This is a genomic window from Liquorilactobacillus aquaticus DSM 21051 (genome assembly GCF_001436755.1).
Classification (GTDB): domain Bacteria; phylum Bacillota; class Bacilli; order Lactobacillales; family Lactobacillaceae; genus Liquorilactobacillus; species Liquorilactobacillus aquaticus.
On sequence record NZ_AYZD01000017.1, the window covers coordinates 61,026 to 74,418 of the forward strand.

The window sequence follows — 13,393 nt, forward strand, 5'->3', positions numbered from 1 at the left end:
TGGAGATGATTTTAATGAAAGCAGTAGTTGTGAGAAAACCTGGTGGTCCAGAAGTTCTGGAGTACTGTGATGTTCCAGTGCCTGTGGTCAAAAAGGGATGGTCATTAATAAAGGTACTCGGGTTTGGCATAAATCATTCAGAAATATTCACTCGTGAAGGCAAGTCCCCAAGCGTTAAATTTCCAAGAATACTAGGAATAGAGGCTGTGGGTGAAATTGCAGAAAGTACCGATGAGCGGCGGCTTCCTAAAGGGCAGCGTGTGATGTCCTTCATGGGTGAGATGGGGCGCTCTTTTGATGGCAGTTATGCTGAATATGCATTGTTACCTAACAAACAATTGTTTCCAATTCATTCGGATCTAAAAGTAGAGGATCTTGCAGCTGTTCCTGAAACTTTTTACACAGCTTATGGTGCGTTAGCCGGGCTGCAGCTTAAGAGTGGAGACAGTTTATTAATTCGTGGAGGAACTAGTGGGGTTGGGGTAGCTGCAATGAGACTGGTGAAAACCATGTTACCGAAAATAAAAGTGACGGGCACAACACGGCATGTGCACAAACAAAAATTGATGCTAAAAGCTGGTTTTGATTCAGTAGTATTTGAGAATAACGATGAACTCACAACATTAGATAAGTACAATAAAATACTGGATTTAATTGGGCCTAAAACGGTTCGAAACTCGCTAAAACTTTTAAAAAAATTTGGAATTGTTAGCTCTACAGGTCAGTTAGGAGGTATTTGGGAACTTAACGCCTTTGATCCTATCTTTCAGATACCTAACAATCGTTATTTGACATCCTTCTATTCAGGAGATGTTGATGCAACTTTGCTGGATCAACTATTAAAAATTGTGAGTTTAAATAAAATCAATACAGCACCTGAAAAGGTTTTTAGATTAAATGAAATTAGGAAGGCACATGAGTATCTGGAAAGCAGTCGGAGTTTTGGAAAAGTAGTGGTAATACCTTGATACAGCAGTAGCGAGTTGAGCATGATGCTTTTTAATTTGATTAAATTATCGCCAGCTGCTGCGTATGAAGAACTTAAAAATGGGTTTTGACTCAAATGAACGGTCAATTCTACAGAGAAATTTGAGTCTCCTGGACTAAGAAACGCTGGAACAAGATGTTTTGATCTTGAAACCAGCGTTTTTTTCTAAAGCTACGGAATTCATAATAGTGGTATTATATGAAACTTTTTAGAAATTTCTGCATGTTAACTGTATACCGGTAGCTAATCCTCGGGAAACTTCTCGGATTGAAAAATTTGATCCAGAATAGGACCGTCTTCAAAAATGTTTAAAGGCTGATTAGTATATTGAATCCAGTGTATAATAGCTGCAATTTTTCCAATTATAAAGAAATTTTGAACATCTTTATTTTGGGAAAGCAGCATGTTGATGAATACTTTAGTAATAATATTTGTGAAAGAATTATCCTCACGCTGTTTTCTAAAAACTTTAAAAAATTGTTCTCTATAAATTTGGGAAATGTAATCAAATGGACGCTTGAGAAATAAATTAATCGAAATGTTCGAAGATTTCAGTTTTTCATACAGCCAGGATTCTAACAAATGGTACTTGTCAGGATAATGCAAATAGAAGGTATTCCGATGAATCATCGCGCTCTCAACGAGCTGCTTGACAGTAATCTCTTCAAAAGGCTGCTCTTCTAGCAATTCTTCAAAACTGATAAAAATATCTCTTTTTGTACGTGTTTTTCTAAGATCGCTCATAAATTATTTATACACCACTTTCTGTACGATGAACATTTAGTATACATTGTAACACAATTATCTATTCACAATAGTTTTTGTTTTACGTAAGATGGGAATAATTCATCTGTGAATAGGAGAGAAAATATGGATAAATATTTAAATAATTTAGGTCAGTGGGTAGCTAGAAACAAGTTTAAGACACTTTTAGTTTGGTTGCTTGCCTTGGCAGCATTTGTTATTGGTGTTGTCCAGATGGGTTCGAACTTCGAAACAAATTTGAAAATATCAGGAGTTCCATCAACGGATATTCAAAAAACGCTTGAAAAAGAGTTTAAGCAAAACGGTGACGCGGGGACTTTGAAGGTTGTAGTCAAGAGTCAGCATAAGGGTGACATTCTGAAGCCTGAGATGCAAAAAGCAATTTCGACAGCCGTTGAGAAAGCACAAAAAGATACAAAGCATGTTAAGACAGTGACAAATCCATATGTGGCAAAAACGATCAGTAAAGATTTAACGACAACTTATGTGGATGTAACTTTCAAACAGGATGCGAGCGTCGTTTCCCAACAGACAATAAAGAAAGTTAAGAAAGCATTCTCGAACGTAAAGGATAAGAATGGCGTAAAAGTTGCCTACACAGGTTCGGTCGATGTTACACCAAGAAATTTAGGTGTTATGTCAGAGTTAATCGGTATTCTGATTGCGTTCATTCTTTTGTTAGTGCTTTTCCGTTCATTTATAGCTGCTGGATTGCCAATTATTAGTGCAATTATCGGGTTGGGAGCTGGTTTGTTAGTTGTTACAATCGGTTCTAATATATGGACGATCGCTAGTGTAGCTCAAACATTGTCAATCATGATTGGTTTGGCTGTTGGAATTGATTATGCACTGTTCATTTTAAACCGCTACAAACTGGCTCTAGGAGATGAAAAAGATCGGGAAAAGGCACTAGGTCTTGCTCTAGCAACTGCTGGAAGCTCTGTTCTTTTTGCAGGGGTAACAGTTATTATTGCTGTATCTGGCCTAAGCTTAGTAGGTGTTGACTTCTTAGCACAGATGGGGATCGCTGCGGCTGTCGGAGTAGCTTTCGCAGTACTCTCGGCTTTGACTCTCTTGCCGGCGATGATTTCATGTGCAGGTCGCTTTATCAAACCTACAATCGCGAAGAAAAGTAAGAAAAATAATAAAAATGGGATGATTAACAGAACTATTATAAAGCATCCATTTGTGATGGCTGTTCTCAGTGTACTTGTTTTACTTGGTATTGCACTACCTGCAACACACATGCGGTTGGGAATGCCATATAATGGGTCTTTACCGACTAATAGAACAGAGCGTAAAGCATATGACATCATATCAGATAAGTTTGGCGAAGGTGTTAATGCACAGCTAGTAACAGTTGCTAAATTAGACAAGAGCGATACTATTAAACAAAAGCAAGAAAAACTACAGAAGATTTACAATAAAGTTTCGAAAATGAAAAATGTTAGTTTTGTAACGCCTGCTCAACTCAGCCCTAGCAAGAAATATGCGCTGATGGTAATCATTCCTAAGACGGGACCAGAATCTGTCAAAACTGATAAATTGGCACAAAGAGTTAATAATTACTCCAAAGAAACTAAGAAAAATTTGAACACGACAATAACATTGACAGGCAGTAACGCAGTTAATATTGATATCACTGATAAGCTGAATAAGGCTATTCCTATTTTTGCCGGATTCGTGATCATCTTAGCGTTTATATTGTTAATGGCAGTGTTCAAATCGTTTGTTATTCCAATAGTAGCGATGGCTGGTTTTGGACTCTCTTTATTCGCTTCTTTTGGTTTTGCGACTTTGGTTATGCAAGACGGGTGGATGAACCAATTCTTTGGTATCAGCAAGGGTGCACCGCTTCTGGCATTTCTTCCAGTAATTGTTATCGGTGTTCTGTTTGGACTTGCAATGGATTATGAGGTGTTCTTAGTTTCCAGAATTAGAGAAGAATATCTATTAACGGGTGATAATGACCGTTCAATTCAAGTTGGTATAAAAGAAAGCGGTCCAGTTATCATTACTGCTGCTCTAATTATGATTGCTGTGTTTGGCAGTTTCGCAATTTCAACTGATCCAACTATTAAATCAATTGGTATGGCTTTGTCGTTTGGTGTATTGTTTGATGCATTTGTTGTTCGTTTAACATTTGTGCCTGCAATGATCAAAATCTTTGGACGATTGAACTGGATTTTCCCTCGAACGAACTTTTCCAAATTTCCTAAAGACAAGGATTAAGTGATTTTTAGTTCGCTGTTGTATATTGCATAAGATTTCAAGAAAATGCTTCTTGAAAGACATGAAACACAGCAATGCTTTAAAAGTGCCACGGAAATTTAAAATCAGCGCTTTCCCCCCTGAATTTTGCTGATATTTAGATTCTTTGGTGCCTGTATAAAAAAAGGCGCGTACCAAACATTCGTTTTGGTACATGCCTTTTTTTTGCATAAGTATCACGTATAAAAAAATTCTGTCTGATTGTAGAAGTGTTTTTATCATATGGTAGGTGGTAGAGGGAGCCAGCATTAATTTACTTAGGTGTTTTAAGGAAAATCAAAACCAGCGTTTTCACGCATAGTTTGCAGAATGTTTGTAGAAGTCTTTGTTAGAATAAGGAGTCGTTGCATTTCTTCATAGTTCTCCGAGAAAATAATTTTAGTGAAATGTTCTATTTCTGGCATCATGGTATTAGAAATTGCAGGAACTTTGATGTCTGTAGTCGTATTATCTTTTTTTAACAAAGTAATGTTTTCTAAATGTGTCGGATGATTCAAAACAAGTGTTCCTTGACTGCCATAGATTTCGCTTGGCGCCTGACTTGATGTCATATTTCCGATTAGTATATCAACATTAAACGTTTTATAAAATAAAGTTCCATGGCCATAGTAATCCGCTCCGTCTGGATTATCGATCAGTTTCGGATAGTACTCAACTTTGATTGGTGTTCCAAACCAATTGAGAGCAGAGCTTATGAGGTATACACCTAAATCGTATAGTACTCCTCTCGCGGCTTTTCTTGATAAAACACTAGGTAACCTTTGGAGATTTTGAAGATCTGATTTTTTTAGATCAGAGGTTAGATAAATTAGATTGGCACCGTCGAGCGGTCCTAACTGTGGAATCAAAGCAGCTGTTTGTTCGAATGAGGGCAAGAAGATATTTTTCATGGCTTCCATAAAGTAAAGATTTGGCTTTTTCTGTAATAATTTTTCGATTTTTAAAAATTGATTTGAAGTTACTACTGCTGGTTTTTCGACCAAGACATGTTTCTCATGTGTTAGACAACTGATTATTTGAGTGTAGTGCGCACTATTTGGGGATGCTATGTAAATGGCATCTATTTGTTTATCCAGCAGCATTTGATCTAAATCGGTGTAAACGATAATATGTTCACTAATTGTTTTTACAAAGCTTGTCCCTTTAGATAATGTTCTGGAATATACTGCAACTACAGAAACATTGTCCACAGCTCTTAAAGCCCTTACAAATTTCTGGGAAATCCAACCAGTTCCTATAATACCGAATCTTAACTCTGCATTGTCGGCCATCAAAATACCTTCTTTCACAAAAAATTGATTGCAACTTAGTTTAACACTGTAGTATAAAAATTGAGGATGAAGGAAAAGACGTCATCAAATGTGCGCTATTTAAATTTAAAAAAGGAACTGTTTTTTTACGCTGAGCTTTTACGCAACAGCTAGTTAGCTTTAACTAGAGCTCTGAAACAAAGCGGATTGCCTTACCCAAGATTTTAATGGGGTTTTCAGGGGTGGAGACAATAGGATCATATTTAGGATTATCTGGCAACAACAATATTAGATCATCAGTGTGTTTGATTCTCTTCAATGTAGCTTCATTTTCATTTGTCATCAAAACCGCAGCAATTTCCCCATCTTCAACTTCAGGTTGCTGTCGAATCAAGACACTTGCGCCATTTGGAATAGTGGGTGTCATCGAGTCTCCTTTTGCCCGCAAATAAAAAAGATGTCCCGAAGGTAAAGTTTCTTTTGGTTCCTCAATATAACCATCGATATTTTCATCAGCTGTAATAGGATCTCCACATGCAATTATACCAATAATGGGGATTTTAACAATTCCCCTTATTGGTGTCATATTAGATGGTATCTCGAGGCCAAGCAGATGTTCAGAGGTAGTGCCTAAAGCTTGGGCAAAACTATCTAGTCTATTCAAAGGAAAAGAACGCGAGCCATTAAAATACTTAGAAACAGCTGATTTTGCCATTTTTACACGTCGAGCTAATTCGCTAATTGAAATATGTTGTTGCTTTGCAAGTTGTTGCATCATCTCGACAATTTCCGCATTGGATTTCATAATTAAAGCTCCTTCTTAATAATTATAATTAGTATATCATTGTTCTTTTAAGAGAACAACATTTTTTTGATATAGTAACCTTTGACAAAAGAGAACACTAGTGTTAGATTTACAGTGTTCTCTTAAGTGAACAATATTATGAACTTTTATAAGAACAAATTGGCCGATTATCTTATATATGCTAGAAATGGGGAATGTTGATGGCACGTAAAGCTTCAATTTATGCGCTTTATCGTGGTGACTGTTTTATAGATGTAGGAACCTTACCTGAATTAGCTCAGAGAAACAAGCTTGCGATTGGAACACTACTTTTTAAAGCTAGTCCGACCTACGCGCAAAGAACAAAATATGAGGGCACAGTCAGAGTCTACAAAATAGAGCAATCTTAATAAGAGCATTGATCTAGTTGGAGGTGAGAACTTTGAATAAACTATGGGATGCCAATAAAAATAAGATAAATTTTTGGATCTCGTTGACAACTTTTGTTTTGATTTTAGGACTTACTTACGCTAAGTTTAGGTTAAAGCTGGCTTTCACAACTACCGATTTGACTCTAATTACCAGTGCGTTAGGTTCATTTATTATTTTTATTGGAAATGTTTTGAACAACAACATCTTAGTAGAAGCTGGGCAACGAATTGATAATGTTGAATTTAGCGAAAAAATAACAGAGGCGACTCAAGCGGTTTTCGATGTCCAAAAAGAACTTAGTAAGTTAAAAAAAGTACTTGAACAAAATGATATTCAAAATAATGAAACACAAAAATGATGGAGTAAAAAATGTAGAAAATGAATGTGTAGCATAAATTATGTGAGGTTTTCTATAAGCAAGAATCTTTAAGAGTTAATAGGAATTCAAACCGACTGGGAAAATACAAACAGAATATGCGTACGCAGGTAATAACACGGAGCTGAGCCAAAAGTTTGATTTTGGGCCAGCTCCGTTGTTAATTCCGTATATGCATATTTCATAATTCAAAATGTTCTGTCTAACTTCGAATTACTCATAGCAAGAATGCTCTATGTTCGTAGTTTCATGTTAGTACTCAAGTTTTGTCGACCTATGGTATCGTTCTATTAAATCATAAGCTAGCATATACAAAGGAACTCAGCCTATGCTTAGAATTGGATTAGGCATAATAAGCAATGATTTCCTTTAATGTTTTAGCCGCACCTTTTTTCCCAGTACCCTCTTCGTAATATTTGATAAAACGTTTATCAGCGATATACATAGTGGCTAAGCTCCTATGCGCCTCAGGAGAATACTGTTCTTTTGACCAATTCGCAAGCAAAAATTCCTTGTGTAAATCAAAAAGGTGTTTTGCAGCTGGGTTCTTTAAATCATGTGTACCTACTAATGGTTTAAGCGTCGTTAAAATTTGATTGGTCAATTCTTTAAGATGCATCATATCGATCTCCGATAATAAGTTAAGCCTCCGATTACTATCGTCAATAATTTTGTCACCGTATTTGTTACGGATTTCTTGACCATATTGGGTTTCATTATCATCAATTCTTTTTGCCTTAAAGGCTGCAAATTTTTCTGTGTCGTTCATTGCTGGTGCTCCTTTCATTGTTGCAAGTGTTTGATTTAGATTAATCAGCAGATTCGATAATCGACTTTGCTCGGCAATGATTTTCTTACGTTGGTTACATAAGGCTTGATATTGGACTGCTTCAGAAGCTTCCAAAACTTTTTTTATTTGGTTCAGTGGCAGATCGAACAATTTTAAGAACATAATCTTTTGGAGTTGGTTAATTGCAGCTCCATCATAGTAACGATAATTATTTTTGGGATCTCTTCGCGCTTTTAAAAGACCCTTTTTATCATAAAATCGTAATGTTCTAGTTGAAATACCGGCTAGCTTTGCTAATTCTGTTATCGAATATGTCATAATTAGTTCTCCTCACTTGCAAAATCAAGTATAAGCTTTGACGTAACGTAAAGGTCAAGCATTTATTATACTAAAATATAAAGCATACACTAATAAAAAAGGAGTTATTTTACCACATAACCTGTCTTATATAACATTTAAAAAAGGCCACCAAACTAGGAATATTCCTAATTTGATGGCCTTTTTAAAAAATAACTTCATGATTTTTGTTTTAGCAAAGGTTATTTTCACCTTAACGGATAAAATAGCCTATAGTAATTGCGCCAAAAAAAATAATAATGAAAATCAGAAGTCGAATAGTTAGTTTGTTGAAAGGCTTATGAATTCCTTGCTGATTTTCTTCATATCGGATTTCTTTGGAAAAGAAAATTAAGGTTATCCCATTTAACGCAATGCTGATTAGCAGTAAAACCGTGCTTAATAAAGAAAGTCGGCCTAGAAACTGTTGCTGTGAGACCATGATAATCAAAGTAAGGTTAAGAATGTTAGGCCCCCACATATATTTTTTTAAACTAGTTAGTCTAGTTTTTTTCTCAATATCTTTCACAATATCAGATTCTTCCACCAATAATTTGTCTAAAGAAAGATGATAGAGTTGGGCCAATTTTATTAAACTTTCAATATCAGGGAAAGTATTGCTGGTTTCCCAATTGGAAACAGTTTTAGGAGACGCAAATAATTTTTCAGCAAGTTGCTCCTGAGTAAGATGTAACTCTTGACGTTTTCGTTTCTAAATTAAATTTAGCTTCATCGACATTCAGCTCCTAATCATTCTATTCTCTTTATTATTTATAAACCTAAAAAAATAATGTACCACCCAATTGGTTACCAATTACGAAAAATAGTAACTAGAAACTAATTTCTAGTTATTACTACACTATTTAGATTTGCTCTTATCAGTCTGAATATACTTAGATAATAAATAAGAACTTACACACCATAGGCTTCTTATGATGCTGGTGCATAAAAACATAATTGCCATTCCACTACCATTATTTTTGCCAACTATGTTATTAAGCAATGACACTAAAAAAATATTACTTTTCATTAAGGTTGTGAAAACATAGTCTGCTAAAACTCCATCTAAAAAAGATTCCATAAAAATGCTCCAATTGATTGTGTCTTTTAATAAAAGTTTGTGCATCTTTACTGTTTTGAAACCTATTATGTTTCACATAAATAAATTTGGATTTTTAAATATTTGATATTCCTCTTGCGATAAGTTAGTTGGAATAACAGCCAGTTTAATTCTGGAAGTCTTAATTGATTTCATATATTTTTCCTCATTTTCCACATTAATTTATTTGCAAAGCTCAGTCAGCTGAAATTCCTGTAACATTTTGATTAATTGTCACAGTGTTTATGTTGCTTGACTGATCTAGTTTATGAAGTATTATGAGATGTTTCTCTGACAAATATAAAATGGCGTGTTTTAAATGAATATTATTATCATTGGGAAGCTGATTCGTTAAATAGTCTGCCCTTTTATTTCAATCGAATTGATTAAATAGCTGGTTGATGCTATTAAGTAATTCATTTGAATTCCCCATAAATATCGCCCCTAAAGTAATTTATACAGTTTTCTTACAAGTATATAATATCAATTTCAAAAAAAGGTTCATCTGTATTTTGGTAGGATTAATAATAAGGGAACGATTAAGAGTATTAACGAAAATATTCAAGTAGATGATGAACCATATTTTCTGAAGGAAGAAGATGCTAGAAAGCTGTTTAGAAAATGGGATAATGTCAAACATATTAATGAAATTTTAAAAACGGCTCCCCGCCCTAAAAAAGTTTATGATAACCCTATGTGGGCGATTAGTTTAAAAACGAAAAAACGCTTAAACAATCATGATGGGGAACATACCAAATTCGGAATTGTTATAACTCTTAAAGAAATGAACGGAATCAATCGACTTCAAGATTTTATCCAGCAAGCGAGCCTAAAAGGGTGGTTAGTAAATAGTATTGATGTTCAGAGCCGTATCAATATTTATAACCAAGCAGAAGAGAATATAGATCTACAATAGAAAATGTACACAATTTGATAATTAGCTAAGTGTTCCTATCCTAGTCATTTAGTTACGGCACAATTGTCTAAATATTTATGTGCCAAATACTGGGATAGGAGCACCTAGAAATTTCATTATTATACTTCTTGATTTCTTCATTTTTCTCTCTTAAAAAATGTTTGTGATCTTGAAAAATATTAAAAAACAATCAAGTAACGTTCAATGCTCTAGCCAGCGCTTGGGTCCCATTCATTGTAAACTCTGGCAAAACGATATTTTTATAATTTTCAATTTTATTATGACCATTCTTTTTCAAAAGCTCCTCAACGGCGGCTACGCAGTGTTTAATCATACCCTGCTGTATAACTCCTGAATTTAATGACGTAAAATTTCTAAAAAATCGTTCATCTTCAGAGCGACCAATTTCGGGAAAATCTGAACTGATTGAAGATATACCTTCGATAGTTGCTATCAAATCATGTCGACTAATTAGAATAGCACTAGCGGCGGAACTTGCATAATATTCTCGTAAACTTCCTGGTGCAATATGACGGCCTAATACATCACTACCAACAACAATAGCACCCGATAACAAATTAGAATTTACTGCCGCATAGGCGTTAATTAACCCTAGAATACCTACCGGAATTTTCTGAAGACTGAACATCTTCTAGCATCACACTTTTTCGATTAGTTAACATTTCTTTAACTTGAATGGTATTTGATTTAAATAGCTCTGGCATCGTATTACTACCAACGAATAATCCATCAAACTTATCAAATAGATCCTCTATGTTCGTTTGAAGTTTTTTAATTGCAGAAACAGATAAGGTAACTGCATCCTCATCAGCAGCGGCGACCCGCCTATTTTCAATACCAATCGTATTATATAAAAAGTCAAGATTAGAATTTGACCAACATGCTAAGATGTCCCTTACGTCAATCCATCTCTTTGGAATGTAACTGTTTACCATAGAAATTCCTACATTATTCATTTTTTCACCTTTCTTAGTATGAAACATACTTAAGCAACTTGTGGATTTTTTCCTTTAACAAAAAAAACACGAATCACGCAAATTATGAACATAATTGCTGAAATCATCAAGAGAAAAACCAAATCATAGGTTAAGCGATTTGATCCGCCAAATAAAACAGACATATATCCGTCTGCAATGTAGCTGGCAGGAAAATAGCCGCTGATTGCTTGATAAAAGCTAGATAACATAACTTTGGGTACTAAAACGCCAGAAGTGACTAATTGAACCGAAAGAGACAGAATGTTTAATAACATACCCCCCATTCCAAACACAATTAGCATCATCTGTGTGAAGCATAGGAATGAGAAATAAACGAAAAATTCGAAGGTCCCGGTTTCTATAATTGATGTTTTAAAGTCTACGCCAAAGCATTGCATTAAAATTATTGTAAATAGAGCTAAAACCAGTGACATAATAATATTTATAGCTTGTTTGCTAAAGAAAATGGGCCACTTATCAAATTTATCTTGAATTTTACTAGAAACTGTATTTAAGTTCAGACTCATAATCATGGACCCAACGAAAGAAGCCAATAAAACTAGTAGTGGAATCATTGTAATTGAGAAGTCTTTTGCTTTATTTGGTTGTACAATGTTTGATTCTACAGCCTTTTGATTAGTCTTTTTAAGTGCAGATGAAAGAGTGGACGAAATAGCTACAGCTACTGATTTTTGAGGAAGTTTTTGTTCTAATCCTTCCGAGAATTTTTTTAAAATTAATTGTTGTTGATAGACATGAATTTTGGAATTGATTTTTTCGGTAATGCTAGTTGCTGCACTATTCATAATAGACTTAGCCAAAGAAGCATTTGCTTGGCTAATTCGATATTCAATTTTGGGTTTTTTCGTGGATTGAATATCTTTTGTAAAGTTTTTAGGTATTGTAATAATCATATCTAAATTTCTATGAGCCATACTTGTGGTTGCGGCTGACTTCTTAGAATAATACTTAACTTTAAACGGCAAGTTCTTTTTTAGAGATTTTTTGATACTGTTACCAAGCGCTGCATCATGATTTACAATAGCAATTCTTAAATGATCGGTTCTATTAGTGACACCGTGATATCCAGTCATCCAGACACAGAAGAAAACAAGCATAAATACAAATGCAATAATAATACCGACAAACGTTTCACGGTATTTAAAAAATTCTTTAAACGTTTTCACAATAATCCCTCCGTTTTTATCTTTGTGTAATAAGTGCTATTATTGCTATGGCACACTAGTGTCACTTATTACAAACCCTAGTATACTGTTTTTTTTTAAGAAGTCTATGGCTTAATAGTAAGTGCTACAATATGCAAAATTTGTGACAGGAGGAAAATATGGACGGACATTTAAAGATTGCTGAACAATCAAAGTACATGCTCACTAAGGGATTGATTGATTTAATGAAATCTAATAAATATGCTGATATTTCGGTAAAAGATATTGCTAACAATGCAGGGTTATCAAGGAGAACTTTCTACAGAATATTCAAGAATAAAGAAGCTGTATTAGATAGTATTGGGATAAACTTGGTTTTAGGATATATTCAAGAGTTGAGAACATTTGATGATGAGCAATTAACATTTAGTGCTGTTATTTCAATCTTTTTCCAATATTGGTGGAAACATAAAGCAACTGCTCAAGTATTAATTGGGCAAGACCTGTTTATAAGTGTTTTGTTGAAAGCAACCAGAGACGAACGGAGCATTAAAATGTATGACTTGTTTAAAATGCCCTGGCACGTGGATGGTTCTGAAGACGATATTAAATACACAATGATTTTCTTTACAGGCGGGTATTGGAGTGTTATTGATTCTTGGTTGGCAGAAAGTCATCCTATGAATCCGGATAAAATGTCGGATACCTTAGCATTAGCATTAAAAAGTTTATCCAAGGTAACAGAAAGTCTACACAAAAAATAAAAAGTGAAAGATTAAGTGCTGGGAAAGTATGTTTCTCAAACACCACATCTTTCGCTTTTTTAGATATAATTATTTAATATTTTTGAAAGTGAGTATTAAGGAGTTAGCAATGACTTCAGGAGTGCATATTTTCCCCGATTTTAACCAGAATATATACGTACTTTGTAAACCACCTGAGAAGAAATAACTGGTTAATTTGACGTTTATATCGTGTGAGGGATTGTGCCATGGAACATCAAGGCTGTAATAAATGCTATAAAATTTATCAACGGACTGGGTTAAGAAAGAAGTGATTAAATCGTTTTTAATTAATAATATTAAAACGGACTCATATTTTTCCCAGAATTTGAAATAGAACAATATAACATCTTTGAATGAGTCAAATCTTTGTTTTGGTAAACTTGCTCCTATCCCAGTATTTGGCACATAAATATTTAGACAATTGTGCCGTAACTAAA

Annotated in this window: 14 protein-coding genes and 1 pseudogene; 6 read left to right on the forward strand and 9 right to left on the reverse strand. The window is 34.5% G+C overall.

Annotated features, from left to right (window positions below):
* Nucleotides 1-14 precede the first annotated feature (14 nt).
* Nucleotides 15-968 carry a zinc-binding dehydrogenase gene (locus tag FC19_RS06180; RefSeq protein WP_057876126.1) on the forward strand — a complete coding sequence of 318 codons (954 nt, stop codon included), beginning with the start codon at nt 15-17 and terminating at the stop codon, nt 966-968.
* Nucleotides 969-1,231: 263 nt separating this feature from the next.
* On the opposite strand, the gene FC19_RS06185 is transcribed toward FC19_RS06180, so the two are convergent.
* Nucleotides 1,232-1,732: a TetR family transcriptional regulator gene (locus FC19_RS06185; protein WP_057876127.1), complete on the reverse strand. Its 501-nt coding sequence runs from the start codon at nt 1,730-1,732 to the stop codon at nt 1,232-1,234.
* A 126-nt stretch (nt 1,733-1,858) separates the two neighbouring features.
* Here FC19_RS06185 and FC19_RS06190 point away from each other — a divergent pair, with 126 nt between their 5' ends.
* On the forward strand, nt 1,859-3,985 hold the full coding sequence (locus FC19_RS06190) for an MMPL family transporter (RefSeq protein WP_057876128.1): 2,127 nt from the start codon (nt 1,859-1,861) through the stop codon (nt 3,983-3,985).
* A gap of 305 nt (nt 3,986-4,290) precedes the next feature.
* Here FC19_RS06190 and FC19_RS06195 read toward each other — a convergent pair whose 3' ends face one another.
* Together FC19_RS06195 and FC19_RS06200 are read right to left on the reverse strand one after the other, a co-directional pair.
* Nucleotides 4,291-5,295, reverse strand: a complete 1,005-nt coding sequence (locus FC19_RS06195; RefSeq protein ID WP_057876129.1) for a Gfo/Idh/MocA family protein — start codon at nt 5,293-5,295, stop codon at nt 4,291-4,293.
* Nucleotides 5,296-5,458: 163 nt separating this feature from the next.
* Complete coding sequence (locus tag FC19_RS06200; RefSeq protein ID WP_057876130.1) at nt 5,459-6,079, reverse strand: LexA family protein; 621 nt, start codon at nt 6,077-6,079, stop codon at nt 5,459-5,461.
* Between the two features lie 200 nt (nt 6,080-6,279).
* Here FC19_RS06200 and FC19_RS06205 point away from each other — a divergent pair, with 200 nt between their 5' ends.
* Nucleotides 6,280-6,468: a hypothetical protein gene (locus FC19_RS06205; protein WP_057876131.1), complete on the forward strand. Its 189-nt coding sequence runs from the start codon at nt 6,280-6,282 to the stop codon at nt 6,466-6,468.
* A 32-nt stretch (nt 6,469-6,500) separates the two neighbouring features.
* Nucleotides 6,501-6,848 carry a hypothetical protein gene (locus FC19_RS06210; RefSeq protein ID WP_057876132.1) on the forward strand — a complete coding sequence of 116 codons (348 nt, stop codon included), beginning with the start codon at nt 6,501-6,503 and terminating at the stop codon, nt 6,846-6,848.
* A 361-nt stretch (nt 6,849-7,209) separates the two neighbouring features.
* On the opposite strand, the gene FC19_RS06215 is transcribed toward FC19_RS06210, so the two are convergent.
* The 3 genes and pseudogenes from FC19_RS06215 to FC19_RS12005 all read right to left on the reverse strand — a co-directional run.
* Nucleotides 7,210-7,974 carry a MerR family transcriptional regulator gene (locus FC19_RS06215; RefSeq protein WP_057876133.1) on the reverse strand — a complete coding sequence of 255 codons (765 nt, stop codon included), beginning with the start codon at nt 7,972-7,974 and terminating at the stop codon, nt 7,210-7,212.
* Nucleotides 7,975-8,206: 232 nt separating this feature from the next.
* Complete coding sequence (locus tag FC19_RS11780; RefSeq protein ID WP_235809329.1) at nt 8,207-8,539, reverse strand: hypothetical protein; 333 nt, start codon at nt 8,537-8,539, stop codon at nt 8,207-8,209.
* A 51-nt stretch (nt 8,540-8,590) separates the two neighbouring features.
* Nucleotides 8,591-8,644 (reverse strand): annotated as a pseudogene (locus tag FC19_RS12005) (XRE family transcriptional regulator); the annotation flags it as partial.
* 1,141 nt (nt 8,645-9,785) lie between these two features.
* Between FC19_RS12005 and FC19_RS11680 the strand changes: the two are divergent.
* On the forward strand, nt 9,786-10,007 hold the full coding sequence (locus tag FC19_RS11680) for a hypothetical protein (RefSeq protein ID WP_057876135.1): 222 nt from the start codon (nt 9,786-9,788) through the stop codon (nt 10,005-10,007).
* 190 nt (nt 10,008-10,197) lie between these two features.
* On the opposite strand, the gene FC19_RS06235 is transcribed toward FC19_RS11680, so the two are convergent.
* The 3 genes from FC19_RS06235 to FC19_RS06245 are packed head-to-tail and all read right to left on the reverse strand — an operon-like array spanning nt 10,198 to nt 12,192.
* The gene (locus tag FC19_RS06235; protein ID WP_057876136.1) at nt 10,198-10,656 is read right to left on the reverse strand and encodes a hypothetical protein; all 459 of its coding nucleotides are present in this window, start codon (nt 10,654-10,656) and stop codon (nt 10,198-10,200) included.
* Entirely contained in the window at nt 10,610-11,011 is a 402-nt protein-coding gene (locus FC19_RS06240) for a hypothetical protein (RefSeq protein WP_057876137.1), read from the reverse strand. The genes FC19_RS06235 and FC19_RS06240 overlap by 47 nt, the downstream gene beginning before the upstream one ends.
* 2 nt (nt 11,012-11,013) lie before the next feature.
* Nucleotides 11,014-12,192 (reverse strand): YhgE/Pip domain-containing protein, encoded by a 1,179-nt coding sequence (locus FC19_RS06245; RefSeq protein WP_057876138.1) that lies wholly within the window; start codon nt 12,190-12,192, stop codon nt 11,014-11,016.
* Nucleotides 12,193-12,350: 158 nt separating this feature from the next.
* Between FC19_RS06245 and FC19_RS06250 the strand changes: the two genes are divergently transcribed.
* Nucleotides 12,351-12,935 carry a TetR/AcrR family transcriptional regulator gene (locus FC19_RS06250; protein WP_057876139.1) on the forward strand — a complete coding sequence of 195 codons (585 nt, stop codon included), beginning with the start codon at nt 12,351-12,353 and terminating at the stop codon, nt 12,933-12,935.
* Nucleotides 12,936-13,393: the final 458 nt, after the last annotated feature.